This is a genomic window from Sphingomonadaceae bacterium OTU29LAMAA1, from assembly GCA_024072375.1.
In the GTDB taxonomy this organism is placed as follows: Bacteria; Pseudomonadota; Alphaproteobacteria; order Sphingomonadales; family Sphingomonadaceae; genus Sphingomonas.
In genome coordinates this window covers 3,559,212-3,585,237 of sequence record CP099617.1, presented here as the reverse complement: position 1 = coordinate 3,585,237, position 26,026 = coordinate 3,559,212, and the positions used below count along the sequence as shown (strand labels likewise).

General features: G+C 66.3%; 25 protein-coding genes. 10 read left to right on the top strand and 15 right to left on the bottom strand.

Annotated elements, in window-relative coordinates:
• Window positions 1-9: 9 nt before the first annotated feature.
• The 6 genes from NF699_17160 to rpiA all read right to left on the bottom strand — a co-directional run bounded on the left by NF699_17160 (window position 10) and on the right by rpiA (window position 6,605).
• Window positions 10-756, bottom strand: coding sequence for an HAD-IIB family hydrolase (locus NF699_17160; protein ID USU04743.1), 747 nt, complete (start codon window positions 754-756; stop codon window positions 10-12).
• Window positions 753-1,580 carry a Cof-type HAD-IIB family hydrolase gene (locus tag NF699_17155; protein ID USU07136.1) on the bottom strand — a complete coding sequence of 276 codons (828 nt, stop codon included), beginning with the start codon at window positions 1,578-1,580 and terminating at the stop codon, window positions 753-755. Before NF699_17155 ends, NF699_17160 begins: the two co-directional genes overlap by 4 nt.
• Window positions 1,580-2,563 (bottom strand): decarboxylating 6-phosphogluconate dehydrogenase, encoded by a 984-nt coding sequence (gene gnd, locus NF699_17150; GenBank protein ID USU04742.1) that lies wholly within the window; start codon window positions 2,561-2,563, stop codon window positions 1,580-1,582. Before gnd ends, NF699_17155 begins: the two co-directional genes overlap by 1 nt.
• 82 nt (window positions 2,564-2,645) lie before the next feature.
• The gene (gene tal, locus NF699_17145; protein USU04741.1) at window positions 2,646-3,770 is read right to left on the bottom strand and encodes a transaldolase; all 1,125 of its coding nucleotides are present in this window, start codon (window positions 3,768-3,770) and stop codon (window positions 2,646-2,648) included.
• Window positions 3,763-5,838: a transketolase gene (gene tkt, locus NF699_17140; GenBank protein USU04740.1), complete on the bottom strand. Its 2,076-nt coding sequence runs from the start codon at window positions 5,836-5,838 to the stop codon at window positions 3,763-3,765. The genes tal and tkt overlap by 8 nt, the downstream gene beginning before the upstream one ends.
• Before the next feature lie 71 nt (window positions 5,839-5,909).
• On the bottom strand, window positions 5,910-6,605 hold the full coding sequence (gene rpiA, locus NF699_17135) for a ribose-5-phosphate isomerase RpiA (GenBank protein ID USU04739.1): 696 nt from the start codon (window positions 6,603-6,605) through the stop codon (window positions 5,910-5,912).
• Window positions 6,606-6,839: 234 nt separating this feature from the next.
• Here rpiA and NF699_17130 point away from each other — a divergent pair, with 234 nt between their 5' ends.
• From NF699_17130 to NF699_17115, 4 genes are read left to right on the top strand one after another with little or no spacing between them, the layout of a single operon-like run.
• The gene (locus NF699_17130) at window positions 6,840-8,060 is read left to right on the top strand and encodes an efflux RND transporter periplasmic adaptor subunit (GenBank protein ID USU07135.1); all 1,221 of its coding nucleotides are present in this window, start codon (window positions 6,840-6,842) and stop codon (window positions 8,058-8,060) included.
• Between the two features lie 6 nt (window positions 8,061-8,066).
• A complete protein-coding gene (locus NF699_17125; GenBank protein USU04738.1) occupies window positions 8,067-11,333 on the top strand; it encodes an efflux RND transporter permease subunit in 3,267 nt (1,088 codons plus the stop codon).
• The gene (locus tag NF699_17120; protein ID USU04737.1) at window positions 11,330-12,916 is read left to right on the top strand and encodes an efflux transporter outer membrane subunit; all 1,587 of its coding nucleotides are present in this window, start codon (window positions 11,330-11,332) and stop codon (window positions 12,914-12,916) included. The genes NF699_17125 and NF699_17120 overlap by 4 nt, the downstream gene beginning before the upstream one ends.
• Window positions 12,913-13,476 (top strand): GNAT family N-acetyltransferase, encoded by a 564-nt coding sequence (locus NF699_17115; GenBank protein USU04736.1) that lies wholly within the window; start codon window positions 12,913-12,915, stop codon window positions 13,474-13,476. Before NF699_17120 ends, NF699_17115 begins: the two co-directional genes overlap by 4 nt.
• A gap of 65 nt (window positions 13,477-13,541) precedes the next feature.
• On the opposite strand, the gene NF699_17110 is transcribed toward NF699_17115, so the two are convergent.
• On the bottom strand, window positions 13,542-13,859 hold the full coding sequence (locus NF699_17110; protein USU04735.1) for a phasin family protein: 318 nt from the start codon (window positions 13,857-13,859) through the stop codon (window positions 13,542-13,544).
• A gap of 162 nt (window positions 13,860-14,021) precedes the next feature.
• On the opposite strand from NF699_17110, the gene NF699_17105 reads away from it, so the two are divergent.
• Complete coding sequence (locus tag NF699_17105) at window positions 14,022-14,210, top strand: hypothetical protein (GenBank protein ID USU04734.1); 189 nt, start codon at window positions 14,022-14,024, stop codon at window positions 14,208-14,210.
• Window positions 14,211-14,218: 8 nt separating this feature from the next.
• On the opposite strand, the gene NF699_17100 is transcribed toward NF699_17105, so the two are convergent.
• From NF699_17100 to NF699_17075, 6 genes are all read right to left on the bottom strand, one after another.
• Window positions 14,219-14,692 (bottom strand): hypothetical protein, encoded by a 474-nt coding sequence (locus tag NF699_17100; protein ID USU04733.1) that lies wholly within the window; start codon window positions 14,690-14,692, stop codon window positions 14,219-14,221.
• Window positions 14,689-15,156, bottom strand: coding sequence for a hypothetical protein (locus tag NF699_17095; protein USU04732.1), 468 nt, complete (start codon window positions 15,154-15,156; stop codon window positions 14,689-14,691). The genes NF699_17100 and NF699_17095 overlap by 4 nt, the downstream gene beginning before the upstream one ends.
• 45 nt (window positions 15,157-15,201) lie before the next feature.
• A complete protein-coding gene (locus NF699_17090; protein USU04731.1) occupies window positions 15,202-15,552 on the bottom strand; it encodes a hypothetical protein in 351 nt (116 codons plus the stop codon).
• Between the two features lie 37 nt (window positions 15,553-15,589).
• Window positions 15,590-16,162: a LuxR family transcriptional regulator gene (locus NF699_17085; GenBank protein ID USU04730.1), complete on the bottom strand. Its 573-nt coding sequence runs from the start codon at window positions 16,160-16,162 to the stop codon at window positions 15,590-15,592.
• A 173-nt stretch (window positions 16,163-16,335) separates the two neighbouring features.
• Complete coding sequence (locus NF699_17080) at window positions 16,336-16,617, bottom strand: hypothetical protein (GenBank protein ID USU04729.1); 282 nt, start codon at window positions 16,615-16,617, stop codon at window positions 16,336-16,338.
• Window positions 16,618-16,687: 70 nt separating this feature from the next.
• Entirely contained in the window at window positions 16,688-17,236 is a 549-nt protein-coding gene (locus tag NF699_17075) for a hypothetical protein (GenBank protein USU04728.1), read from the bottom strand.
• A 231-nt stretch (window positions 17,237-17,467) separates the two neighbouring features.
• On the opposite strand from NF699_17075, the gene NF699_17070 reads away from it, so the two are divergent.
• The 5 genes from NF699_17070 (at window position 17,468) to NF699_17050 (ending at window position 23,672) form a co-directional block, all read left to right on the top strand.
• Window positions 17,468-18,040: a L,D-transpeptidase family protein gene (locus NF699_17070; GenBank protein ID USU07134.1), complete on the top strand. Its 573-nt coding sequence runs from the start codon at window positions 17,468-17,470 to the stop codon at window positions 18,038-18,040.
• Between the two features lie 141 nt (window positions 18,041-18,181).
• Complete coding sequence (locus NF699_17065) at window positions 18,182-18,835, top strand: GAF domain-containing protein (protein USU04727.1); 654 nt, start codon at window positions 18,182-18,184, stop codon at window positions 18,833-18,835.
• Window positions 18,836-19,009: 174 nt separating this feature from the next.
• Complete coding sequence (gene acnA, locus NF699_17060; GenBank protein USU04726.1) at window positions 19,010-21,694, top strand: aconitate hydratase AcnA; 2,685 nt, start codon at window positions 19,010-19,012, stop codon at window positions 21,692-21,694.
• Window positions 21,695-21,919: 225 nt separating this feature from the next.
• On the top strand, window positions 21,920-22,393 hold the full coding sequence (locus tag NF699_17055) for a DUF2141 domain-containing protein (GenBank protein USU04725.1): 474 nt from the start codon (window positions 21,920-21,922) through the stop codon (window positions 22,391-22,393).
• A gap of 52 nt (window positions 22,394-22,445) precedes the next feature.
• Entirely contained in the window at window positions 22,446-23,672 is a 1,227-nt protein-coding gene (locus tag NF699_17050; protein USU04724.1) for an alpha-galactosidase, read from the top strand.
• A 79-nt stretch (window positions 23,673-23,751) separates the two neighbouring features.
• Here NF699_17050 and mtnP read toward each other — a convergent pair whose 3' ends face one another.
• Complete coding sequence (gene mtnP, locus NF699_17045) at window positions 23,752-24,606, bottom strand: S-methyl-5'-thioadenosine phosphorylase (GenBank protein USU04723.1); 855 nt, start codon at window positions 24,604-24,606, stop codon at window positions 23,752-23,754.
• On the bottom strand, window positions 24,606-26,000 hold the full coding sequence (locus NF699_17040) for an amino acid permease (GenBank protein ID USU04722.1): 1,395 nt from the start codon (window positions 25,998-26,000) through the stop codon (window positions 24,606-24,608). Before NF699_17040 ends, mtnP begins: the two co-directional genes overlap by 1 nt.
• Window positions 26,001-26,026: the final 26 nt, after the last annotated feature.

The window sequence follows — 26,026 nt, the reverse complement described above, 5'->3', positions numbered from 1 at the left end:
TCCTGCGCCTCATTTCTGGCAGGCGACGATCGCCGTGATCACCGAGATCGTCTCCTCCGGATCGCGGACGCGCACCGTATCCAGCCCAAGCTCCTTCGCCGGATAGTCGTTGCCGCCGGGGAAGATCGCGTCGCCGATGAACATCATCTTGTCGAGCGCGATGCCGCTCTCGTCGCGCAGCTTCTTGAGGCCGTACGCCTTGTCGACACCCTCCTGCGTAATGTCGATCGAGGTCGCGCCACCCATGTTGATCGACAGGCCCGGCAGGCGCTGCTTCAGGTCGGCCTGGATTACCTTGCGCTTCTCGAACTTGGGGTCCCAATGCTCCTTTTCCTTCACCGGTGCCTGCTGGCCCAATGCGGAGAAGGTGATCTGGCTACCGCGATCCTCGATGCGCTCGCCCCAGGTCTGTTCGGGGACGAAGCCGGTCGCTTCCAGCGATTCGTCGAATGCCTTCAGGATCTTGGCCTTGGTCTCGTCGTCGAACAGCTCGGCGTAAACCGCGGTCCATTCGCCGTTGCGGTGGACGTAGAGCTTGGTGCCGGTGGTGGGCATCAGCCATAGTTTCGACAGGTCGGCGCGCGCGGGCAGGCGGCTGGCGACCTGTTTCTGGAACTGCGGCCAGTCCCCGCCTGAGATTACAGCGACATGCGCGACGTTCAGCAGGTCGGCAAGCGCCTCTCCCATCGGCTCCTGCAGAGGCTGTTTGCTCTCAGCGAGCGTTCCATCAAGGTCGAATGCGACCAAATCCTTCATGCAGAGACTCCAATCCGAGCGAATATGATCGTATCTATGGCGTATGCGACGCCATCTTCGTCGTTCCCAGTGGTTACTTTGTGCGCAATCGCCTTCACCGGATCGGGGGCGTTGCCCATCGCGATGGCGAGACCGGCACGTTCCAGCATCGGCACGTCGTTATATTGATCGCCCATCACCGCGACCGCGTCGAGCGGCTGGTCGAACGTCTTGGCGAGCGCCACCAACCCGTCGCCCTTGTTGGCGGCAAGCGCGGTGACGTCGAGATAATAGACCTGGCTCTGCGCGATCGTCGCGTCGCTGCCATGCGCCGCCTTGCAGCGATCGGCGAGGTCGGCGAGCATCGCATGATCGTCGCTGACGAAGGTCACCTTGTCGGCGCGATCGTACAGGTCGCTGAAGTCCTCGACAATCACCGGTTCCTGATTGGACGCCAGTCGCTCGCTGCCGACGTGACTGCCGACATCGGTCGAGGCGTACCAGCGATCATCGGCGAAGACCCAGGTATCGACCGGGGCATCCGCGGCGATGGCCATCACGCCGTGCACCACGTCGCCGTCGATCATGTGATGTTCGGCGATGCTGCCGTCACGGCGGAAGATGATGCCGCCATTGAACGCGGCCATCGGCGCGTCGATCGCCAGCGTGTCGGCGATCGGCATGATCCCCGACATCGGCCGGGCGCTGATGACGGTGAAGCCGACTCCCGCCTGCTCCAGCCGCAATACCGCGTCGGTGGTAGCGGGGGTGAGTTGCTTTTGCTTGTTCACCAACGTGCCGTCGATGTCGGAGACGACCAACCGGATTGGCGTCACTGTCGATATCACTGGGGCATCTCGACATGCCCGCCGAAGCCGAAGCGCATCGCCGACAGCACCTTGTCGCCATAGGTGTGCTCGACGCGGCTACGGTAGCGCGCGAACAGCGAAGCAGTGAGGACGTTGGCCGGCACCTTCTCTTCCATCGCGGCGTCGATCGTCCACTGGCCCTCGCCGGAATCGGCGACGCTGCCCGAGAAGCCTTCGAGCTTCTCGTCCTTCGCCAGCGCGATTGCGGTGAGGTCGAGCAACCAGGACGAGATCACCGACCCGCGGCGCCAGACCTCGGCGATGTCGGTCATGTTGAGATCGAACCGCTCGTCCTCGGGCAGCTTATCGCTGTTCTTCGACTTCAGGATGTCGAAGCCCTCGGCATAGGCCTGCATCAGGCCGTATTCTATGCCGTTGTGGACCATTTTTACGAAGTGGCCGGAGCCCGCGGGGCCGGCGTGGATGTAGCCCTTTTCGGCGCGGGGATCGACGGCGTCGGCGATGCGGCCGGGCGTGCGGACGATCGTGCCGAGCCCGGGCGCCAGCGCGTCGAAGATCGGGTCGAGCAGGTTCACGGTTTCGACGTCGCCGCCGATCATCATGCAATAGCCGCGCTCGAGGCCCCACACGCCGCCCGAGGTGCCGACGTCGACGTAATGCACGCCCTTCTCCGCCAGCAGCTTCGACCGGCGGATATCGTCCTTGTAGAAGGTGTTGCCGCCATCGATGACGATATCACCATCCTTCGCGCCCTCCCCGATCGCCGCGATCGTGTCCTCGGTCGGACCGCCGGCGGGAAGCATCACCCACCAGATCGCCGGGCTGTCGAGCTTGCCCCGCATGTCCTCGAGAGAATTGGCCGGCTCTGCGCCGTCCTTCGCGAGCGATTGCACCGCCTCGGCGCTGCGGTCGTATGCGACGACCTCATGGCCCGCCTTCATCAGCCGCCGTGCGATATTGGCGCCCATGCGGCCAAGGCCGATCAATCCGATCTTCATGCTTGCTGTCCTGCCGGGAGGTATGTGGATGAAGGCGGAACGCCGCCGCGCCACATATGTTGCGGCGCGGCGTATGCGCCCATCACGCCGCTGCGGGCTGCTTCGCCGCGATCGAGCCGAGCAGGTCGTCGAAGGCCTTTGCGAAGGACGCGACACCTTCGGCCACCAGCGTGTCGGTGACGCCGGTGAGGTTCAGCCCCAACCGATCGGCATCCGCCAGCACCTGACGCGCCTCCTCGACGCCCTCGTTCAGCGTATCGCCGACCGTGCCGCGCTCGCGGAAGGCGTCCATCGTTGCCGGCGGCATCGTGTTGACCGTGTCGCGACCGATCAGCGTGTCGACGTACAAAGTATCGCGATACGCCTTGTCCTTCACGCCGGTCGACGCCCACAGCAACCGTTGCGGCTGCGCACCCTTGGCGGCGAGCGCCTGCCAGCGGTCCGACTTTTCGAAGTCGAGGAACCATTGATAGGCCATCTTGGCATTGGCGATGGCGACCTTGCCGCGCAGGCCCTTCAGCGTCTCCGCCTCGGGATCGTTCTCGCCGAGACGACGATCGATTTCCTTGTCGATCATCGAGTCGATGCGGCTGACGAAGAAGCTGGCGACGCTGGCGATCTTGTCGATCGGCTGCCCCTGCCGCACGCGCTCCTCAAGCCCGGTCGCATAGGCTTCCGCCACCCGGATGTAGGCGTCGAGCGCGAACAGCAGCGTCACGTTGACGTTGATGCCCTTGGCGATCGTCGCGCTGATCGCCGGTCCGCCCGCGAGCGTGCCGGGGATCTTGATCATCAGGTTGGGGCGGTCGACGGCGTGCCACAGCTTCTCCGCCTCGGCGATCGTCGCATCGGTATCGTCGGCGATGTACGGCGACACTTCGAGGCTGACGTAGCCATCCCTGGTCTCCAGCCGGTCGTAGACCGGGCGCAGCGTTTCGGCCGCGGCCTTGATGTCCTGGATCGCCAGATGCTCGTAGCGGTCGATCGTCGCCGCATCCGGGTTCTGCTTGTCGAACTCGGCGAGCGTCGCGTCATAGGCGTCGCCATGCCCCATCGCCTTTTCAAAGATCGACGGGTTGGAGGTGACGCCGGTCAGGCCGTCCGCTTTCACCAGCTTGTCGAGGCCACCGGCTTCGAGGAACTTGCGGTCCACGAAGTCGAGCCACACTGCGGTGCCTGCCGCACTCAGGTCGTTGAGCTTACCCATTGTTGCTCTCCAGCATCTCGCGCGCCACCTTGACGACATTGTCGAGGGTGAAGCCGTATTTGTCCTGCAGCTTGGATATGGGGGCGGAGGCACCGAACGTCGACATGGTGATCGTACGTCCCTTCAACCCGACATAGCGGTGCCAGCCCATCTCGCCGGCCTGCTCGACCGCGAGGCGCGACGCTACCGACGAGGGCAGCACGCTTTCCTTGTATTCCTCGGACTGCAATTCGTAGCGATACCAGCTCGGCATCGACACGACGCGGCTCTTGACGCCATCCACCTTCAGCTTCTCGTGCGCCTGCACCACCAGCGACAATTCGCTGCCCGTCGCGATCAGGATCACCTCGGGCGTGCCGTCGCAGTCGGCGAGGACGTAACCGCCCTTGAGCGTGCCTTCGGCCGGTGCGTACTTGTCGCGATCGAGCGTCGGCAGCGCCTGACGCGAGAAGATCAGCGCGGTCGGGCGGCTGGCATCCTTCAGCGCGGCACGCCAGGCATAGGCGACCTCGTTGGCGTCGCCCGGCCGGATGGTGTCGAGGCCGGGGATCGCGCGCAGCGTCGCCAGATGCTCGATCGGCTGGTGGGTCGGGCCGTCCTCGCCGACGCCGATGGAGTCGTGCGTGAACACCCAGACGCTGGCGAGTTCCATGATCGCCGACAGGCGGATCGGGGCGCGCATGTAATCGGCGAACACGAGGAAGGTGGAGCCGTAGCTGCGCAGATGCGACAGCGTCATGCCGTTGACGACGCCGCCCATGCCGTGTTCGCGGACGCCGAAGTGGAAGTTCTGGCCGCCGTAATTGTCGGCTTCGAACGACGGCTTGCCCTTGATGTCGGTCTTGGTCGACGGCGCGAGGTCGGCCGAGCCGCCGATCAGCCACGGCACCTTGGCCGCCAGTGCATTCAGCACCTTGCCGCCGGAATCGCGGCTGGCGAGGCCCTTTCCGTCCGCAGGGAAGACCGGGATGTCGGCATCCCAGCCCTCGGGCAGCTTGTCCTTCAACATCGTATCGAGTTCGGCGGCCAACTCCGGGTGCGCGGCGCGATACTGTTCGACCGTCGCTTCCCACTTCTCGCGCAGATCGACACCGCGATCGGCGATGGCGCCGTGGAAATGCTCCGCCACGCCTTCGGGAATGTAGAAGCTCTTGTCCTCGGGCCAGCCATAAGCCTTCTTGGTGGCGCGGACGTTGTCCTCGCCAAGCGGCTCGCCATGCGCCTTTTCGCTGCCCGCCTTGGGGCTGCCCCAGCCGATCACCGAATGGACGACGATGAAGGTCGGACGATCGTTCGTCGCCTTGAACGTCTCGATCGCCTTGGCGAACGCCTTGGTATCGTTGGCGTCGTCGAGGTGGATGACATTCCAGCCATAGGCCTGGAAGCGCAGGCCGACGTCCTCGTCGAACGCGAGGTCGGTGCCGCCCTCGATCGAGATGTGGTTGCTGTCGTAGATCCAGCAGAGGTTCGACAGCTTGAGGTGTCCGGCGAGGCTGGCCGCCTCGGACGCGACGCCCTCCATCATGTCGCCGTCGCCGCACAACGCGTAGACGTCATGGTCGAACAGCGTGAATTCCGGTCGGTTGTAGCGCGCCGCGAGCCAGCGCTCGGCGATCGCCATGCCGACCGAGTTGGAGCAGCCCGCGCCGAGCGGCCCGGTCGTCGTCTCGACGCCGGTGGTGTGGCGGTATTCGGGATGGCCCGGCGTCTTGGACGAAAGCTGGCGGAAGCCCTCGATATCGGCGAGGCTGACCGCTTCCTTGCCGGTCTTGTTCCCTTCGGCGTCGATCTCCTCGATGCCGGCGAGATAAATCAGCGAATAGAGCAGCATCGACGCATGGCCGACCGACAGCACGAAGCGGTCCCGGTTGGGCCAGTCGGGCCGCGACGGATCGTAGCGCAGGAATTGCGACCACAGCGTATAACCGACCGGCGCCAAAGCCATCGGCGTGCCGGGGTGGCCCGAATTGGCCTTTTGCACCGCGTCCATCGACAGGGTGCGGATGGTGTCGATCGTGAGGCGTTCCAGCGATCCGTCTTCGTGGATCGCGGTGTTGGTATCGGTCATGGGAGTAATGCCCTCGCTCTTACCCTGCGTCGAACGCCTGCACGCCCGATCTGTTGCGGTTGCGGCCGCCTTTAACGAGACGAAGCGGCCCGTTCCAGCCGCGAAACGACCCCGGCGTCGGCGATATAGGCGGCGTCGACTTCGCGCAGGAACAGGCCATGCCCCAGCGCGCCGGGGATGCTATCCAGCCAAGCCGCTGTTTTCGCTGGATCATCCAGGCCGAAGCAGCAATCCGCGATCCAGTTTCCGTTGTCGGTGACATAAGGCTCCGCGTCGCGCATCCGCAGCATCGCCTGGTCACCCAGCGCCGCCATCAGCGATGCATGCGCGAAAGGCAGGATTTCGACCGGCACCCGTGCCGCGCCGATCGCCGCCACGCGCTTGCTGGCATCGGCGATGACCAGCATCCGGTCGGACGCCGCCGCGACGACCTTCTCGCGGAGCATCGCGCCGCCCGCGCCCTTCACCGCGAACAGCCGCGGGTCGATCTCGTCCGCCCCGTCGATGGTCAGGTCCACCCGCGGCACATCGGCGAAATCGAGCATCGCGATGCCCGATCGTCGCGCCATTGCGTCGCTCGCGCGTGACGTCGCGACGGCACGGATGCCGAGTCCCCCGGCCACCCGCTCGCCCAGCGCACGGATCGCATGCGTCGCGGTCGACCCGGTGCCGAGCCCGACCAGCATGCCGTCCCGCACCTCCGCCACCGCCGCCGCGGCGGCCAGCGCCTTATCGAGATTTCCGTCGGTATCCGCCGTGTCCGTCATGCCCGGTTCCTATCCCAATGCGACATTTTGCGACATTATTAACGCGTCGGTCGGGTTGCTTTTCCGCGAGCATCGCCGCCATTAGGCCAGCACGAGCAACCAATCGCCGCAGCCGCGCATTGTCGCACCAGCTACGGCCGCGTGAGCCGAGACACGAGCCGGGTGACCCATTTGACCACAGCCTTAATCCGGAACCGCCGGCTCTTCGCCGGCGTCACCACCGCTGCGATCGCCCTGACGCTGGCTTCCTGCGGCAGCAGCGATTCGCAGGACAAGAGCAAGGGCGGCGCCGGCGGCGCGAACCGCGGCCCCGCGACGGTCGGCTATGTCGTCGTCCAGCCGACCAGCGCCGCGATGGTCACCGAACTCGCCGCGCGCACCAGCGCCTATGAAAGCTCCGACGTCCGCCCGCAGGTCAACGGCATCATCCGCCGCCGCTTCTTCACCGAAGGGTCGCTGGTGAAGCGCGGGCAGCCGCTCTACGAGATCGATCCCCGCCTGTATCGCGCCGCGGTCAACGAGGCGCAGGCCAACGTGCAGAGCGCGCGCGCCAATCAGGAGGCGTTGCGCATCCAGGCGGACCGGTATCGCCCGCTCGCCGCGATCGAGGCGATCTCGAAGCAGGAATATACCAATGCGATCGCCTCCGCCCGGCAGGCGACGGCATCGGTCGCACAGACCAGCGCGGCGCTGGAAACGGCGCGGATCAACCTGAAGTTCACCACCGTTCCCGCGCCGATCACCGGCCGTATCGGCCGGTCGCTGTTCACCGTCGGCGCGCTGGTGTCCGCCAGCCAGACCGATCCGCTGGCGCAGATCCAGCGGCTCGACCCGATGTTCGTCGACATCCAGCAATCCGCCGCCGACATGCTGTCGTTGCGCCGCAGCCTGTCGCAGAACGGCATCGTGCCGACGACGGCGCAGGTCCGCCTGAAGCTGGAGGACGGCAGCGACTACGGCCAGACCGGCAGCGTCGAATTCTCCGAAGCGCTGGTCAACACCGAGACCGGTACGGTGACGCTGCGCGCGCGCATCCCCAATCCTCAAGGCATCCTGTTGCCGGGCATGTTCGTGCGCGCCAGCTTCGCACAGGCGATCAACCAGCGCGCATTCCTGGTGCCGCAGGAAGCGGTGAGCCGCGACGCCAAGGGCAATGCGACCGTGATGCTGGTCGGTGCCAACAACAAGACGGTGCAGAAACAGGTCACCGCCGCCCGCACGCAGGGCCGCTATTGGGTGGTCACGTCGGGGCTCAACCCCGGGGACAAGATCATCACGCAGGGCCTCAACAACCTGCGTCCCAATGCGGCGGTGAAGCCGGTGCCGGCGAACAGTCCGCAGGTGGTCAAGCCGCCGCAGCAGGACGGCGGTGCCGGCGGCGGGCCGGGCGAGAAGAGCGGTTCGCAATCGGGCGGACAGACCAAGGCCAGTGGCGGCCAGAGCACGGCCAGCTAGACCCTCATGATCAGTCGCATCTTCATCGATCGCCCCATCTTCGCATGGGTGCTGGCCATTATCGTGATGCTCGCGGGCGTCGGTGCGATCATGAGCCTGCCGATCGCGCAATATCCCGACGTCGCGCCGCCGCAGGTGTCGATCCGCGCCACCTTCCCCGGCGCCAACGCCCAGACGCTGCAGAATTCGGTGACGCAGGTCATCGAACAGCAGCTGACCGGCATCGACGGGCTGCTCTATTTCAGTTCTTCGTCGTCGAGCCGCGGCGCGGTGACGATCACCGCGACCTTCGAAAAGGGCACCGATCCCGACATCGCGCAGGTGCAGGTACAGAATCAGGTGCAGCAGGGCGTCGCGCGCCTGCCGCAACAGGTGCAGCAGCAGGGCCTCGTCGTCCGCAAGTCGAACCCGGACAACCTGCTGATCGTCGGCGTCTATGACGAGACCGACGTGCGCACCAATCAGGACGTGTCGGACTATCTCGTCTCCAACCTGCAGGACCCGCTCGGCCGCGTTCAGGGTGTCGGCGACGTCAACGTCTTCGGTTCGCAATATGCGATGCGGATCTGGCTCAACCCGGAGCGGCTCGCGAGCTATTCGCTGATCCCGTCCGACGTCACCGCCGCGATCCAGAACCAGAATACCGAAGTCGCGGCGGGCGAGGTCGGCGGGCTGCCGTCGGGGCCGGAGCAGATGCTCAACGCGACCGTCACCGCGCAATCGCGCCTCCAGACGCCGGAGCAATTCCGCCAGATCATCGTCAAGACGCTGCCCTCGGGCGCGACCGTGCGGCTGTCCGATGTCGCCCGGATCGAACTCGGCGCGGAAAGCTATGCCGCGGTCAGCCGGATCAACCGCCACCCGGGTGCGGGTATCGCCGTGCTGCTGGCGCCGGGCGCCGACGCACTGGAAACCGCCGAACTGGTCAAGGCCGAGGTCGCACGGGTCGCCAAGGGGTTCCCCGCCGGGCTGAAGGTCGCCTACGCCAACGACACCACCGCCTTCATCAAGCTGTCGATCGAGGAAGTGGTGAAGACGCTGATCGAGGCGGTGATCCTCGTCGTGGTCGTCATGTTCGTCTTCCTGCAAAGCTGGCGCGCCACGCTGGTGCCGACGATCGCGGTGCCGGTGGTGCTGCTCGGCACGTTCGCCGTCTTCTACTTCGCCGGCTTCTCGATCAACACGATGACGCTGTTCGGCCTTGTCCTCGCGATCGGCCTGCTCGTCGACGACGCGATCGTCGTCGTCGAGAACGTCGAGCGGTTGATGGAAGAGAACCCCGACATGACGCCGCGGGAAGCGACGATCGAGTCGATGAACGAGATCACCGTCGCGCTGATCGCGATCGCGCTGGTGCTGTCGGCGGTGTTCCTGCCGATGGCGTTCTTTGGCGGGTCGACCGGCGTCATCTACCGCCAGTTCTCGCTCACCATCGTGTCGGCGATGATCCTGTCGGTGCTCGTCGCGCTGATCCTCAGCCCCGCGCTCACCGCCTCGCTGCTCAAGCAGAAGTCGAAGGAGGCGGAGGAGAATCAGGGCTTCAAGCGCCGTTTCCCGCGCGTCGCGGGCTGGGGCGAGAAATCGGCCAACTGGTTCAACCGCAATTTCGAACGCGGCGTGGAACGCTATACCGGCGCGGTGCAGGCGGTGATCAGTCGCAAGTGGCTGTTCCTGCTGATCTACCTCGGCACTGTCGCGCTGCTTGCCGGACTGTTCCTGCGCCTGCCTACCGGCTTCCTGCCCACCGAGGATCAGGGGTCCGCGATCGTCCAGTTCCGCCTGCCGCCCGGCGCCACGCAGGCGCGCACGTTGCAGGTCCAGCGGCAGGTCGAGAATTACTTCGCGCAGAACGAGGCGAAGAATTCATCCGTCCTGTTCACCGTCGCCGGCGGCGGCGGTGGCGGCGTCAGTGGCCAGAACACCGGTCAGGGCTTCCTCAACTTCGTCGACTGGTCGAAGCGCGAAGGCAAGGAAAACACCGCAGATGCGATCACCGGCCGCGCCTCTTCCGCATTCCGGGGGCTACGCGATGCGCAGGTCTTCGCGCTGGTGCCGCCGGCGATCCGCGGCCTCGGCTCGTCCGACGGCTTCACCATGGAGTTGCAGAACACCGGCGGGCTGACGCAGGACCAGTTCAACGCGGCCCGCGACAAGCTGCTCGCCGCCGCGAACGCAGACCCGATGCTCGCGTCGGTCCGGCTGACCGAATTGCCCGATATCGCGACGTTGCGGGTCGACATGGACCAGCAGAAGCTCGCGGCGCTGGGCCTCACCCAGACCAATGCCAACGGCACGCTCACCACCGCCTGGGGCGGACAATATGTCAACGACTTCATCGACCGTGGCCGGGTCAAGCGCGTCTACGTGCAGGGCGATGCCCCCTATCGCTCGTCGCCCGAAGACCTGAAGCAATGGTTCGTCCGCGGGTCGAGCGGCCAGATGGTGCCGTTCTCGTCCTTCGCCACCACCGGCTGGGCGACCGCGCCGACGACGCTGTCGCGCTTCAACGGCATCGCCTCCTTCGAATTCCAGGGTTCGGCAGCATCGGGCAAGAGCTCGGGTGACGCGATGGCGCGGATCGCCGAGCTGGCGGCGGACATTCCGGGCACCTCTGTCGCATGGGCGGGCCTGTCCTATCAGGAGCGGCTGTCGTCGGGTCAGGCGCCGTTGCTCTACGGGCTGTCGATCCTCGTCGTCTTCCTGTGCCTCGCGGCACTGTACGAGAGCTGGTCGATCCCGTTCGCGGTGCTGCTCATCATCCCGCTCGGCCTGATCGGCGCGATCGCCTTCGTCACGCTGCGCGGCCTGACCAACGACGTCTATCTCCAGATCGGCCTGCTGACGACGATGGGGCTGGCGGCGAAGAACGCGATCCTGATGATCGAATTCGCCGAACAGGCGGAGCGCAAGGGCGCGCGCGTCATCGACGCGGCGCTGGAGGCCGCCAAGATCCGCCTGCGCCCGATCCTGATGACGTCGTTCGCCTTCATCTTCGGCGTGTTGCCGCTGGCGATCTCGACCGGCGCCGGCGCGAACAGCCGGATCGCGATCGGCACTGCGGTGATCGGCGGCATGCTGTCGGCAACGTTCCTCGCGATCTTCTACATCCCGCTGTTCTTCGTGCTCGTCCGCCGCGGCGTACGCGACGGCATTGCCAAGCTGCGCGGGCGTCCGACCGGGCATCAGGGCGGTCAGGACGATCACCCCCCCGCCCCGCCGATGCCGCCAGCCACGCCCGAATCTGGCCCCTCTACCAAGCCGGAACCCGCATGATGCCCCGGACCATTCGTCTGATCCTCGCCGTGGCACTGGGCGGCAGCGCACTCGCCGGTTGCTCGATGGAGCCGAAATACGTTCGGTCGATCGCCCCGGTGCCGACGTCCTGGCCGGTGGGCAACGCCTACCTTCGCCAGAGCGAGGCGACGCTGCCGGCGATCACCTATCGCGACGTGTTCAAGGATCGCCGCCTCCAGACGCTGATCGATCAGGCGCTGGCCAACAACCGCGACCTGCGCATCGCCGCCGCCAACATCGCCGCGGCCCGCGCGCAATATCGCATTCAGCGCGCCGACCTGTTCCCGTCGCTCGATGCCTCGGGACGCTACACATATTCGGGCGGCGGCAACGGGGCGCGTAGCGTCGCCGGCAGCGGCAACACCGGCGGAACCGGCACGGGCACGGGTGGCACCGATACCGGCACCGGGACCGGCGGTACGGGCACCGGTGGCACGGGAACCGGCACCGGCACGATCACCACCAGCAGTGCAGGCAACAGCGCCTTCTCCGCCTCGGTCGGCACCACGGCGTTCGAACTCGACCTGTTCGGCCGCATCCGTTCGCTGTCGCGCGCCGCGCTTGACCGCTATTTCGCGACCGAAGCCGCCGCCCGCGCCACGCGCCTGACGCTGGTCGGCGACATCGCGACGGCGTGGCTCAACTACGCCGCCGATCGCAGCCTGCTCAAGATCGCGCAGGACACCGCGACCAGCGCACAACAAAGCGTCCGGCTAACGCGCGCCCGGCTGGAGGGCGGGATCAGCCCGCGCACCGACCTGCGCCAGGCCGAACAGATCCTCGAAACCGCCAACGCCGACCTTGCCGAACAAACGACACTGGTGGCGCAGGACGTCAATGCGCTGCAGCTGCTCGTCGGCGCGCCGATCGACGCTGCATTGCTGCCCGTTTCGATCGACGAGGCGCAGGGGACTATCGCCACCCTTCCGGCGGGGCTCGACAGCGGCGTCCTCCTTCGCCGTCCCGACGTGGTCCAGTCGGAATATGAATTGCGTGCCTACAATGCCGAGATCGGCGCAGCTCGCGCCGCGCTGTTCCCGCGCATCTCGCTGACCGGTCTCGTCGGTTTCGCCAGCACGGCATTGTCGTCGCTGTTCAGTGGCGGCGCATTCAACTATTCGGTCGCGCCATCGGTCAGCTACCCAATCTTTCAGGCCGGCGCGGCACGCAACAACGTCCGCTATACCGAGGCGCAGCGCGATGCCGCGCTCGCCACCTACGAAAAGACGATCCAGACCGCATTTCAGGAAACCGCCGATGCGCTCGCCCGGCAGGGTACGCTGGCGGCACAGCTTCGCGCGCAGACCAATTTCCAGATCGCGGCGGCGGATACGCTGCGCCTCGTCAACGCTCGCTATCAGGGCGGCATCGATACCTTCCTGTCCAGCCTCGATGCGCAACGCTCGCTTTATACCGCCCAGCGCACGCTGATCGCCACCACGTTGGTCGGCGCCACCAACCGTGTGACGCTATACCGTGTGCTCGGTGGCGATTCCTCGCTGGAGGCCGATCCGCAAGGGCCACAACCGGTTACGCCCGGCGGCGCACCGCGTCCGGCTTGACGCCGCCGCCCGCGCCGCCGATGCTCGATCCGTCACGACGGCAGGACCCGCCCCGCATGAGCTACACGATCCGCCGCTTCCGCCCGACCGACGACGCGGCGATGCTGGCGTTTGCCGCGGGCCTGCCGGAACATGATCTGCTGTTCCTTGGTCGCGACCTGCGACACGAACGCGTGATCGAGGCCTGGCAACAGGCGATCGGAGAAGGCTGGATCGACAGTCTCGTTGCGGAAGACGGTGGGCGCATCGTCGCCACGGCCGCGCTGGTTCGCGACCCGTTGGGGTGGAGCGGCCATGTCGGCGAAATCCGCCTGCTGGTCGCGTCCGATCGCCGCGGCGTCGGTCTGGGCCGCGATTTGCTGGAAGCATTGCTTGCCATCGCGCACGCGCACGGGCTCACCAAGCTTTCCGCGTCGATGACGCCCGATCAGGCCGGATCGATCGCGCTGTTCGAAGGGCTCGGCTTCCGCTGCGAGGCCACGCTCACCGGACAGGTGCGCGCCAGCGACGGGATCGTCCACGATCTGCTGGTGCTGGCCCGGGCGATGCCGGCGACCTGATCCTGCCAGGCGACACGAAGCTATCCGGGGCTCAACCCCGATCGCTTCGTGTCGCACAGGATCGATCAGTCGGGTTTCGTTTCCCCGCCGGGCCGTAGCGGCGATACCGCGTCACGGCCGAATCGCATGATGAGTTCGCCGATCTCTCGCGCCTGATCCATCGACCTCTGCCCCTGCTCACGCAGAAATTCGCCCTGGATGCGCATAACTTCGCTCAGGTCCGTGGCTTTCGCCGCCTCGCGCATCGCCTCGAACGCCTGGTGCGAGTTGCGCTCGGCCTGTTCGATGATCTTGAGTCCCAGCGTGGCACTGCCTTCGGCCATCTTCTGGCCGGAGGCGCGCATCGCGTCTGCCGCGCCGTTGCCGGTATCGCCGTCCGCCATCATCACTCTCCCTCGTTCTTGTGCCGCAAACGGTTACGATACCGCAACGGCCGGTGCCGGGAAGAACGTGTCATGGGCTGGTTTGCTCCGGTCGCCGCAAGATCGGACAGCGACGAAACTCGCCGTTGCTTCCCGCACGCCCGTCGGTAAAACCCCCGCGTGATGAGCATCCCCGAAGACCCCACCGAACGCAGGATTCGCGGCGAGTTGTTGCACCGTGCGGTCGCGCTTGGCGAGGAACTCATCCGCCTGTCCGACGATCTCGATCTCGCGGTCGCGGGGTTGCACATCTGTCAGGGCGTCGAGATGATGCGCGAGGAAGCGGAGCGGCTGACCGACAGCAGCCGCTGACCTTCGCTTCAGGCATCGCCGACGCACCGCAATACCAGCGCCATGCCTTTGTCGGTTAACGACAGCGTGGCCGATGCCGTACCCTGCGGTTCGATCGGCCGGATCAGCTCCCTCGCCTGCAGAACCTTCAGCCACCGCTCGAGCACCCCGGGACGCAGACCACTGCCCGTGGCCAGCGTGGCGGCCGGCAGCGCATGGCCCTCTTCATAGGCGACGAACAGCGTCAGCAGGATGTCCCAGCCCGGCTCGCCGAACAACTCCGCCTGATCCCCCGCCGCCGTATCGCGCGCACGCCGCTGCGCCAGCAGCGCCCGCGCCCGATCGACATCGTCGGGTTCCTCGGGCCCTGCCGGCGCGGATGCGACGATCTCGCCACGCCCCCGCGCCGCGATCGTCCGCAGGCGCGTGATCGCGCTCGCCAGTCGTTCATAGTCTTCGCGGTCGCGCTCGTGCCAGCGCAACAGGCGGATGTCGGCACTCATGATAAATCGGATTCCGGTCTACGCAGGGGCGACCAGTCGCGGTCGCTCCCGAAACGGGCCAGCCGGTGGCGATGGCGCCAGGCGCCGGTCGCCAGCAGGACCAGCATGGGATAGGCGATCTTGCCGCTCGCACCGGCATACATCCACGGCACCAGTGACGGCTGGAATGCCTTCACGCCGTGAATCGCGATCGTGATCAGATGCAGCGCACTGACGTACATCGGCCAGAACCGGTCGGCGCGCAACGCGATGCCGATCAGCCCCAGCAGGACGGCCGAATCCACTGCCAGCACCAGCAGATGCACCGTGTGGTAGCTCTGGTGGTGCCGGAACGGCAGCAGGAAGGTCGCGATCGCGCCGCCGAGGAACACGATCGCGGTCCACCGTTCGGGCGCGCCCCCCGCCACGAAGGCATAGGCGCACGCCGCGAGCAGCACGATGTTGAACAGGATGACGTGGGTCATGGCTTGGCCGACCAAAGGAGCAACTTCGAGACCAAGCCATGACACCTAGGCGGCGACGCGCAGATGCGTGACGTCGGCGCCCATCGGGGCGATGTCGGGCTTCGGCTGTTCGTCGCCGAAGCTCGTCTCATACCCCATCTGCTTGCCCAGCTTCTCGATGACGCGATGACCCGCGACCGTGTGACCACGCGCCGCGCCGATGGCGATGATCGCCTGTCCGAATACCTCGAACGCCTGCTGGCCGGCGATCGCGGGCAGGTTGGCGGCGCTGCGGGCGCGGGGCAGCGCGGCGAGCAATTCGCCACCGGTGGCGAAGGCCTCGTCGAGCTGCGTTTCAAGACGCCACAGCAATTGTGCGACCGCCTCGGCCGCTGCCTGGGTATTTGCGTAGGACATAGCCACCTTTCCACCCTTGGGGGTGCTCTCATGGGAGTCAGGAAAGGCGTTGGGCGACGCTCTCGATCAGGCCGGTCAATACCTGGAGGCCGGTCATCAGCATGCCGAACGCGATGGCGATGCCGAGGGTGATGGCCTGGATCCAGATCAGCCGGTCGCCGACCGACAGGTCGTTTCCCCTCTGTCCTTTCCGCCGGAAGGGCAGCCGGTGTCCCGGAGAGCGCATCCTGAAAGGTGGCCCTCCGGTATCCCCCGGTGCCCCGACGATCAACTCGTCCGGCGACATCCGGGGTGGCAGCGGATCGGGTGTTTCCGATAGCCGTGCAGAATCACCCCCTATTTTATCGGGGGTAGCGAAATCCGGGGAAACCGTTGTTTTGGAAGCTTTCGGTTCGGATTGCGCCGCTTCGTATTCGGCCCATTGCATGGCGGCGTCGCGACGGTTGCGCGCGCCGAGCACCTTCACCGCCTCGGTCAGATAGCTGTCGACGGTGGATTTCTCGATGCCGAGATCGTCCGCGATCTCCTTCGAGCCCTTGAGCTGGCGTACCCCGCGCAGGCAGTCGCGGTGGCGCTTCGTCAGTCGGTCGAATCGGGTTGGCTCGTTCACGGACCCGCTGTCCGGCCTGCGTGCCGTCGTTGCAAGAGGAACGGCGAGGGTCGGCGCAACCGGGCGGCGTCATCGCGATGCGACGCCGCCCCTGTCGAATTATCCCGCCCGATCATGACCATGTCCAACCCTATCACGGGTCGGCCGCGTCGTCACCGAGCGTCGTGAGGGGATCAGGCTGCAGCGGGCTTGCGGGCCTTCTTGCGGGGATGCGCCTTCTTGCCGCGACGCGTCGCCACCGGCGTCGTCCGTGCCTTCAGCAGCGGGATGGCGATCGCCGCCGCGGCACCGGCGAGCAACGTGCCGCCGATCGCGATCCATGCGCCGGCACCGATGCCGTCCGTCCGGTGGGCCTGCTTGCCGCTCCGCGTCGCGCTGGACGGTGCCGTTCCCTTCGCCTCGTCATGATGGACCGGGCCGGCATGCTTCATCGCGGAACTGGGAATATGGGACATGGTCGATTTCCTTTCAGCGCCTCCAATCGTCCGGCTTCCGGCAATGTTCCGCTGGTGCAACGGGATAGGCTCAGCCGCGCCAGCGTCGCATCGCTGCGTCGTAGGCCCGTGCCGCCGCCTCGCGCGCTTCTTCCAGCGCCGCGCGCTCGTCGGCGTGCTCGCGCTCCATCACGCGGCGGCGCTTGGCGAGCGCCGCCTCTTCGGCCCGCAGGGCGCGATCCTCGCTACGCTGGCGTGCCTCGGCATCCGACACGGCATCTTCCGCATCGGCCAGTGCCCGTCGATCGGGTTTCGGCGCGGGCGTCGGTGCTGGTCGTGATAGCGCTTTGGCCTCTGTGCGATCGCCCTCCGCTTCTGACGGCTTGCGGGGCTTTCGCGACGGGGTCGGCGGCAACGCGGCGATCTGTTCGGCGGCGGTGCCGCGTGACCGCCTGATGACCTCCCCCGGCCGGGCGAGCGGCTCCGCGGTCAACGCCGGATCGGTCACCACCTCCGCCACCCCGCGTGCGAACAGGTCGCGATCACTGCCCCATGCCCGCAAAGCCGCCTTCTGGCTGGGAGCGGCGACATAGGCGTCGTGGAACCCGATGGGGGTACGGTACACCTTCAGCTTCGCCATGCGCCGATCCTAGCGCACAGGATATCGCACTGCCATACAGGTTGACGATCGCCGTACCTGTCCCGTCACGGCACAGCGCACGGCGGAGGGTGGCGCTACCGACAAAACTGCCGCATCCTCGCGCGTCCGTCATCCGTGGAGCGTATCGTGGCCGCACGCCATCAGGCCCTCGCGGCCAAGCTGATCCTAGCATGCGTCGTGCTCGGAACACTCGGCGCGGCGACCGTCGCCATGCGATCGCCACCGGAGCCGCGCACCACCCCCGCGCCGGTCGCAGTCACGGCTATCCCGCGGACCATTCCCGCGCCGGTTTCTCCGCCAAAGCCGGCGCCCGTCTCCACTCCCGAACCGCTCGCGATCAAACGGGTTCTCGATATCGGTCCGATCAAGTTCGGCGATTATGCCTGGGATACCAAAAACGTTCCCGCTGGCCCGGTCGTCATCACCGTCGACCTCGCCGCGCAGACGCTGTCCGTCTTCCGTGGCGGATACGAGATCGGGGCGGCGGCGATCCTCTACGGCACCGACGACAAGCCGACGCCGCTCGGCAGCTTTCCGATCACGATGAAAGACGCCGATCACGTCTCCAGCATCTACGATGCGCCGATGCCCTATACGCTGCGGCTGACCGATGACGGCGTATCGGTCCATGGCACCGAAGTCGCGTGGGGGTATGCCACGCACGGCTGCATCGGCGTTCCTACTGCCTTCGCCAAGTTGCTGTTCGGCGAAGCCAAGGTCGGTGACCGCGTCATCATCACCCGTGGCAAGTCGCTGGCCACCGGCGAAACCTTGATCGGCTGACCGCCGCCGACGTTCCGCCGGCCGGATTGCTTGATGCAGGATAGCGTCATTTCGCCGATACCGGGCTGAAACCTTTTCCATACAGGCAAAGTCCTGTTACACCGACGTTTACCATAATGAGGTCGGGGTGGGGACGCGGCGATGACGGACGCGGAAGACAGGCTTGCCACATTGGCGGACTATGGGTTGCTCGACACGCCCATGGAGCCGCAGTTCGATTCGATCGTCGAGGCTGCGGCGTGTGAGGTCGATGCGCCGATCGCGATGATTTCGTTGATCGATGCCCGGCGGCAGTGGTTCAAGGCGCGGCTGGGGATCGACTCGACGGAAACCCCGATCGAGGAATCCTTTTGCGCGAAAGCGATCGAACAGGACGACGTCTTCGTTGTCCCGGACGCCAGCGTCGACGAACGTTTCCGCAACTATCCCAACGTCACCGGCGGTCCGGGCATCCGCTTCTATGCCGGCGCGCCTCTGCGGATGCGCAACGGGACGCAAATCGGCACCCTGTGCGTGATCGACGTCGCGCCACGCGCCGGACTGGACGACGAGGAACGGATCGCGCTGGAGGATCTCGCCCGCCGTACCGTCGCCGCATTCGAGTTGCGCCGGGACATGCGCGACGCCCGGGGCGACGATGCTGCAGGATCGGACGCGTCGTCGTGGCTGGAACAGGCGAGCAGCCATCTGCTCAAGGCCTGGGCGGCCCTCGACCAGATCGGCGCCACTGCCGAGGTTGCGCATCTCGAACGCGTGATCGTCGATGTCGACGCGCTTCGCCTGTCACACGGCTGACTAGGCGCAGCGACCAGCCGGCGCTTTCACGCAGGCGCAGCATATGCGCTTCCCCCGCCGGACACCCCTTGCTAAGGCCGCCGAGACACACGCTTTCGCTGAAGCGCTCTCGCGCGCCCGCGCGGCTTCCCCGCCGCCTCCCCGAGCGCCCTGGGCCAAATTGAAGGGACCAACATGACCGCCATCGGCCAGGACAGCCTGAACACCCGCACGACGCTCGACGTCGGCGGCAAGACCTACGATTATTACAGCCTGGAAAAGGCCGCGGCGAAGTTCGGCGACATCAGCCGTCTGCCCTTCTCGATGAAGGTGCTGCTCGAGAACATGCTCCGCTTCGAGGACGGCAAGACCGTGACCGAGGCCGACGTGCAGGCGATCGTCGACTGGCAGAAGGAGCGTCGTTCGGACCGCGAGATCCAGTATCGCCCGGCGCGCGTGCTGATGCAGGATTTCACCGGCGTGCCCTGCGTCGTCGATCTCGCCGCGATGCGAGATGCGATCACCAAGCTGGGCGGCGATGCGGCCAAGATCAATCCGCAGGTTCCCGTCCACCTCGTCATCGACCATTCGGTGATGGTCGATGAATTCGGCACGCCCAAGGCGTTCGAGAACAACGTCGATCTGGAATATGAGCGCAACGGCGAACGCTACGAGTTCCTGAAATGGGGTTCGGCTGCGCTCGACAACTTCAAGGTCGTGCCCCCCGGCACCGGCATCTGCCATCAGGTGAACCTGGAATATATCGGTCAGGCGGTCTGGACCACGGACAGCGTCGGCGATCATGGCGATGGCAAGGCGATCGCCTATCCGGACACGCTCGTCGGCACCGACAGCCACACCACGATGATCAATGGCCTCGGCGTATTGGGCTGGGGCGTCGGCGGGATCGAGGCGGAGGCCGCGATGCTCGGTCAGCCGGTGTCGATGCTGATCCCGGAAGTCGTCGGCTTCAAACTGACCGGCGCGTTGCGTGAGGGCATCACCGCCACAGACCTCGTGCTCACCGTCACGCAGATGCTGCGCGCCAAGGGCGTGGTTGGCCGCTTTGTCGAATTCTTCGGTCCGGGCCTGTCGTCGATGACGCTCGCCGATCGCGCGACGATCGCCAACATGGCGCCGGAATATGGCGCCACCTGCGGCTTCTTCCCGATCGACGACAAGACGATGGACTATATGCGCCTCACCGCGCGGTCCGAGGAGAATATCGCGCTGGTCGAGGCCTATGCGAAGGCGAACGGCTTCTGGCGCTTCGACGATGCGCCCGAGCCGGTGTTCACCGACACGCTCGAACTCGACATGGCGACCGTCACCGCATCGCTCGCCGGCCCAAAGCGTCCGCAGGACCGCGTCAGCTTGGGCAAGGTCGACGAAGTGTTCAACGGCGACCTGTTCAAGATCTACCACAAGGAGCGCCCACAGCGCGTCGATGTGGCCGAGCGTGGCCATGACATCGGCGACGGCGACGTCGTGATCGCCGCGATCACCAGTTGCACCAATACGTCGAACCCGTCGGTGCTGGTCGCCGCGGGCCTCGTCGCGCGCAAGGCGAATGCCTTGGGTCTCAAGCCCAAGCCGTGGGTCAAGACGTCGCTCGCCCCCGGTTCGCAGGTCGTCACCGATTACCTCAACAAGGCCGGCCTGACCGCCGACCTCGACGCGATCGGCTTCAACCTCGTCGGCTACGGCTGCACCACCTGCATCGGCAATTCGGGTCCGCTGCCGGGGCCGATCTCGACCGCGATCAACGAGAACGATCTCGTCGCCGCATCGGTGCTGTCGGGCAACCGCAACTTCGAAGGCCGCGTGTCGCCCGACGTGCGCGCCAACTTCCTCGCCTCGCCGCCGCTCGTCGTCGCCTATGCGCTGAAGGGCACCGTGACGCAGGACATGACCGAGACGCCGCTGGGTCAGGGCACCGACGGGCAGGACGTCTACCTCAAGGACGTGTGGCCGACCAATCAGGAGATCGCCGACGTGATGGCGGCGAACATCGACGACACGATGTTCCGCTCGCGCTACGGCAACGTCTATGCCGGCGACACCAAGTGGCAGGCGATCGACATCGTCCAGTCGGACACCTACGCCTGGCCATCGGGGTCGACCTATGTCGCCAACCCGCCGTATTTCGAGGGCATGGAAATGACCCCGAAGCCGGTGACCGACATCATCGAGGCGAAGCCGCTCGCGATCCTGGGCGATTCGATCACCACCGACCACATCTCGCCCGCAGGTTCGATCAAGGCGGACAGCCCGGCGGGCAAGTGGCTGATGGAGCGGCAGGTCAGCCGCGCCGACTTCAACAGCTATGGCGCGCGTCGTGGCAACGACCATGTCATGGTCCGCGGCACCTTCGCCAACATCCGCATCAAGAACGAGATGGTGCCGGGCGTCGAAGGCGGCATGACCAAGTATGACGGCGAGACCATGCCGATCTACGACGCGGCGATGCGCCACAAGGAAGACGGCACGCCGCTCGTCATCGTGGCGGGCAAGGAATATGGCACCGGATCGTCGCGTGACTGGGCGGCGAAGGGCACCAACCTGCTCGGCGTCCGCGCGGTCATCACCGAAAGCTTCGAGCGCATCCACCGTTCGAACCTCGTCGGCATGGGCGTGCTGCCGCTCCAGTTCGCCGAGGGCGTGACGCGCGAGACGCTGAAGCTGGATGGATCGGAAACCTTCACGATCACCGGCGTCGCCGGCCTGCGTCCGCGCCAGACGGTCGAGGTGACGCTGACCCGCGCCGACCGGTCGGTCGAGACGTTCGAGACGCGTTGCCGCATCGATACCGTCAACGAGCTGGAATATTTCCTCAACGGCGGCATCCTGCAGTACGTGCTGCGCAACCTGGCCGCGTAAGCGACGCAATTGCCGGACGAATGAGGGGGAGGTGCCGCGAGGTGCCTCCCCTTTTTTCGTGCCTGGCGCTTACCCTCAACCTTTCGCCGCTTTCGGCGTCTTTTCCCTCTCCCGGTGGGAGAGGCAGGGAGCCGCGACGCGGCGGAAGGGTGAGGACGATCTGTCGCGACAAACCCTGCCATGGCATCGACATATGCTCGCCACATCCAGCACTATATTCGTGGCATGACCCGGCTCGTCCTTCTCGCGCTTCCGTTCCTCATTGCCGCGCCCGCCACGGCGCAGCGCAGCACCACAGGCTGTACCGCGGCGACACCGCATCGGTTGATGGTCGATATCCGCGGTCTGCGCGCCAGCACCGGCGGGGTTCGCGTCCAGCTCTACGACCAGGCCGGCTTTCTGGAGAAAGGCCGCTGGCTGGGTCGCGTCGAAGCGCCCGCCAGCGGCCGGCGCGAGGTCGTGGTATGCATTCCGGTACCCCGCCCCGGCACCTATGGCGTCGCCGTGCGTCATGACGCCAACGCCAACGGCAAGTCGGACGGCGGTGACGGCGGCGCCTTTTCGCGCGATCCCAGATTGTCGATTCTCCGTTTGAAGCCGAGCTTCGCACAGGTGGCTATTCCGGTCGGTGCAGGCACCAGCCGGGTCAGCGTCACGATGAACTATCGCCACGGGCTGAGTATCGGCCCGGAAAGCTGACACTTTACGTTGCGCCATCCCTGCGTTAGCCCCCGCGCAGGAGAGATTAAATATGGCAAATTTGCTTAAGGTGGGAATCACTGCTGCATTGCTGCCCTTCGCGATCAGCATGGCGCACGCGCAGGATCAGTTCGTCGATCCCAACACGATGCGTCCGTCGCAGGATCCCGCCCGCATCGCCAACGGCCTCGCCCAGACCCCGCCGATGGGCTGGAACAGCTGGAACAGGTTCGGCTGCAACATCAACGACGCGACGGTCCGCGCGATGGCCGATGCGATGGCGTCGAACGGCATGAAGGCTGCCGGATACCGATACATCGTCATCGACGATTGCTGGCACGGCAGTCGCGACGCCGATGGCTTCATCACCGCCAATGCAGAGAAATTCCCCAACGGCATCAAGGCCGTGGCCGACTACGTCCATGCCAAAGGGCTGAAGTTCGGCATCTATTCCGACGCGGGCGCGAAGACTTGCGGCGGCAAGCCCGGCAGTCAGGGTCACGAATCTCAGGACGCGCTGACCTATGCCCGCTGGGGCGTCGACTATCTGAAATACGACTGGTGCTCGACCGGCGTGCGCAATGCCGAGGAGGCCTATGCGCTGATGTCCGACGCGATCAAGGCGTCGGGCCGGCCGATGGTGCTGGCGATGTGCGAATGGGGCAACAACCGCCCGTGGGAATGGGGTGCGAAGATCGGCAACCTGTGGCGCACCACCGCCGACATCCGCGACGCATGGGCGGGACGCGAGAAATGGTCGATCGGCATGACCGACATCGTCGACCTCAACGAACGGCTGTATCCCTATGCCGGGCCCGGCCGCTGGAACGACCCCGACATGCTGGAGGTCGGTAACGGCGGAATGACGCCGACCGAATATCGCAGCCATTTCAGCCTGTGGGCGATGATGGCCGCGCCGCTGATCGCCGGCAACGACATCGCACACATGGATGCCGACACCCGCGCGATCCTGCTCAACCAAGAGGTGATCGCGGTCGATCAGGACCCGCTGGGCCAGCAGGGCCGCCGCATCCGCGATGACGGCGACCTGGAAGTCTGGGCGCGACCGCTGGCGGACGGCAGCCGTGCGGTGATCCTGTTCAACCGCTCCGCCGCGCCGGCGTCGATCAGTGTTGCGTGGCCGGAACTGGGGCTGACCACGCGGGTGAAGGCGGAGGTTCGCGACCTGTGGGCACACAAGAGCCTGGGACGGAAGACCGGGAGCTTTGCGGCGACGGTCGCGCCGCATGGCGTGGTGATGGTGAAGGTGACGCCGTAACTCTCGTTGCATCGCCCCTCACCCTTCCGCCGCGAGGGGGATAGACGTCGAAGGCGGCGCAGTGCGAGGAGGGCGGGGATCAGCGCAGCGCCCGCCCCGCCACCGCATCCAGCTTCGCCACCAGCGCAGGGTCGCGCGCGCTTTTGGCGGTGATGATCGCGGTGTCGAGGCAGGTGTCGATCGGCGACGGTATCCGTTCTGCCGGCAGGGAACGCAACAGCCGCACGACCATCGCGCGCGCTTTCGCTGCATTGGCGGACAGTTGCGCGATCACCTGCGCCACGTCCACCGCCGCTTCGCCCTCGCGCCAGCAATCGTAGTCGGTGACCATGCCGACAAGCGCGTAGGGCAGCTCCGCCTCTCGGGCCAGCTTCGCCTCCGGCATCGCTGTCATGCCGATGACGTGGCAGCCCCACTGCCGGTACAACAGGCTTTCCGCCCGCGTCGAGAATTGCGGTCCTTCCATCGCCAGATAGGTGCCGCCCCGGTCTACTTCGCCTGCCGCATCGCCGACGAGCGCGCTCAACCGCGGACAGACCGGGTCGGCCATCGAGACGTGCGCGACCAGCCCGGTGCCGAAGAAACTCGACGGCCGCCCCTTGGTACGGTCGATGAACTGGTCGACGATCGTGAAGCTGCCCGGCGACCGCTCCTCGACCAGCGATCCGACCGACGACACCGCCAGCACATCGGTGACGCCCAGCCGTTTGAGGCAGTCGATATTGGCGCGCGCATTCAGCTGGTCCGGGCCGATCCGGTGCCCCCGCCCGTGCCGCGGCAGGAACGACACCGTGACGGGACCGATCCGGCCGTGGAAGATCGCATCCGACGGTGCCCCCCAAGGACTCGGGACATCGACCCAGCGCCCATCCTCGATCCCTTCGACATCGTAGAGGCCCGATCCGCCGATGATGCCGATATGCCAGCCCGGCATCAGCGCGCGACCTCCGCCCGGCTCCGCGCGTAGAGGAAATAGACCAGCAAACCGAACGCGTTCCACCCGACGAAGGCGACCTGCGTCACCACCTGCAGGCTGGTGAACAGATAGAGGCAGCCGGCGATCGCGAGCGGCGCCACCACCCAGGCCAGCGGCGTGCGGAACGGCCGCCGCGCCGCCGGGTCGCGCCGACGCAGCACCAGCACGCATGCCGCTACCGCGACGAAGGCGCACAAGGTTCCCGCATTGGCGAGGCTGGCGATCACGTCGAGCGGGGCCAGCCCGGCGATGATCGCGACGAACACCGCGGTCATCAGCGTGATGCGGACCGGCGTTCCCCGCTTGCTCACCTTGGCGAGGCTCGCCGGCAGGAATCCGTCACGCGCCATGACGAGGAAGATGCGGCTCTGGCCATACAGGAACGCCAGTAGCACCGTCGGCAGCGCGATCGCGGCGGCGGCCGCGACGATCGTCGCCACCCCATCGCGGTTCAGTTCGCGCAGGATCAGCGCCAGCGGCTCCGGGCTATCGCCGAACCGGGTATAGCTCACCGCGCCCACGGCGGTCGCCGCGACGATCATGTAGATCGCCGTGCACGCAAGCATGGATCCGACGATGCCGATGGCGAGGTCGCGCTCCGGGTTCTTCGCCTCCTCCGCCGCAGTGGAGATGGCGTCGAAACCATAGAAGGCGAAGAAGATGATCGCCGCCGCGCCCATCACGCCGTATTTTACGCCGCCCTCGCCGGTCGGGCTGCCATAGCCGTAAGGCGTGAACGGATGGAGGTTCGCCACGTCGAAATGCGGCAGCGCGACGCCGACGAACAGCGCCAGCGTGACGATCTTCAGCACCACCAGCGCGGTACCGATCCGCGCGCTTTCCCGTGTGCCGAGCATCAGCAAACCGGCGACGACGGCGATGATCGCGACCGCGGGCAGATTGATCGCCCCGCCCAGCCCCGGCCCGTTCGCCAGCGCCGCGGGCACCACGATCCCGAGTCCTTTCAGGAATCCGACTGCATAGCCAGACCAGCCGACCGCGACCGTCGACACCACCAGCGAATATTCGAGGATCAGGCTCCACCCGACCACCCAGGCGATCACTTCGCCCAATACTGCATAGCTGTAGGTGTAGGCCGATCCGGAGGCCGGGATCATCGTCGCCATTTCGGCATAGCAGAGCGCGGCGCAGGCGCAGATCGCGCCCGCGACGACGAACGAGACGATCACCGCCGGCCCGGCCCGGTCCGCGCCGACGCCGATGAGTGTCAGGATGCCGGTGCCGACGATCGCCCCGACACCCAATGCCACCAGATGCGGCCACCCCAGCGTTCGGGCCAGTTGCTGCCCCGGCGGCTGCGCCACGATCGTCTTGCGGCGAAACAGACTCATCCCAATCCCCTCTTGTCTTCCAGGAG

Excerpts from the sequence above, each read along its gene's own strand:
- NF699_17160 (USU04743.1), bottom strand. The coding sequence starts at position 756 with ATGAAGGATTTGGTCGCATTCGACCTTGATGGAACGCTCGCTGAGAGC.
- gnd (USU04742.1), bottom strand. The coding sequence starts at position 2,563 with ATGAAGATCGGATTGATCGGCCTTGGCCGCATGGGCGCCAATATCGCA.
- tal (USU04741.1), bottom strand. The coding sequence starts at position 3,770 with ATGGGTAAGCTCAACGACCTGAGTGCGGCAGGCACCGCAGTGTGGCTC.
- tkt (USU04740.1), bottom strand. The coding sequence starts at position 5,838 with ATGACCGATACCAACACCGCGATCCACGAAGACGGATCGCTGGAACGC.
- rpiA (USU04739.1), bottom strand. The coding sequence starts at position 6,605 with ATGACGGACACGGCGGATACCGACGGAAATCTCGATAAGGCGCTGGCC.
- NF699_17125 (USU04738.1), top strand. The coding sequence starts at position 8,067 with ATGATCAGTCGCATCTTCATCGATCGCCCCATCTTCGCATGGGTGCTG.
- NF699_17120 (USU04737.1), top strand. The coding sequence starts at position 11,330 with ATGATGCCCCGGACCATTCGTCTGATCCTCGCCGTGGCACTGGGCGGC.
- NF699_17110 (USU04735.1), bottom strand. The coding sequence starts at position 13,859 with ATGGCGGACGGCGATACCGGCAACGGCGCGGCAGACGCGATGCGCGCC.
- NF699_17105 (USU04734.1), top strand. The coding sequence starts at position 14,022 with ATGAGCATCCCCGAAGACCCCACCGAACGCAGGATTCGCGGCGAGTTG.
- NF699_17100 (USU04733.1), bottom strand. The coding sequence starts at position 14,692 with ATGAGTGCCGACATCCGCCTGTTGCGCTGGCACGAGCGCGACCGCGAA.
- NF699_17095 (USU04732.1), bottom strand. The coding sequence starts at position 15,156 with ATGACCCACGTCATCCTGTTCAACATCGTGCTGCTCGCGGCGTGCGCC.
- NF699_17090 (USU04731.1), bottom strand. The coding sequence starts at position 15,552 with ATGTCCTACGCAAATACCCAGGCAGCGGCCGAGGCGGTCGCACAATTG.
- NF699_17080 (USU04729.1), bottom strand. The coding sequence starts at position 16,617 with ATGTCCCATATTCCCAGTTCCGCGATGAAGCATGCCGGCCCGGTCCAT.
- NF699_17075 (USU04728.1), bottom strand. The coding sequence starts at position 17,236 with ATGGCGAAGCTGAAGGTGTACCGTACCCCCATCGGGTTCCACGACGCC.
- NF699_17070 (USU07134.1), top strand. The coding sequence starts at position 17,468 with ATGCGATCGCCACCGGAGCCGCGCACCACCCCCGCGCCGGTCGCAGTC.
- NF699_17065 (USU04727.1), top strand. The coding sequence starts at position 18,182 with ATGACGGACGCGGAAGACAGGCTTGCCACATTGGCGGACTATGGGTTG.
- acnA (USU04726.1), top strand. The coding sequence starts at position 19,010 with ATGACCGCCATCGGCCAGGACAGCCTGAACACCCGCACGACGCTCGAC.
- NF699_17055 (USU04725.1), top strand. The coding sequence starts at position 21,920 with ATGACCCGGCTCGTCCTTCTCGCGCTTCCGTTCCTCATTGCCGCGCCC.
- NF699_17050 (USU04724.1), top strand. The coding sequence starts at position 22,446 with ATGGCAAATTTGCTTAAGGTGGGAATCACTGCTGCATTGCTGCCCTTC.
- mtnP (USU04723.1), bottom strand. The coding sequence starts at position 24,606 with ATGCCGGGCTGGCATATCGGCATCATCGGCGGATCGGGCCTCTACGAT.
- NF699_17040 (USU04722.1), bottom strand. The coding sequence starts at position 26,000 with ATGAGTCTGTTTCGCCGCAAGACGATCGTGGCGCAGCCGCCGGGGCAG.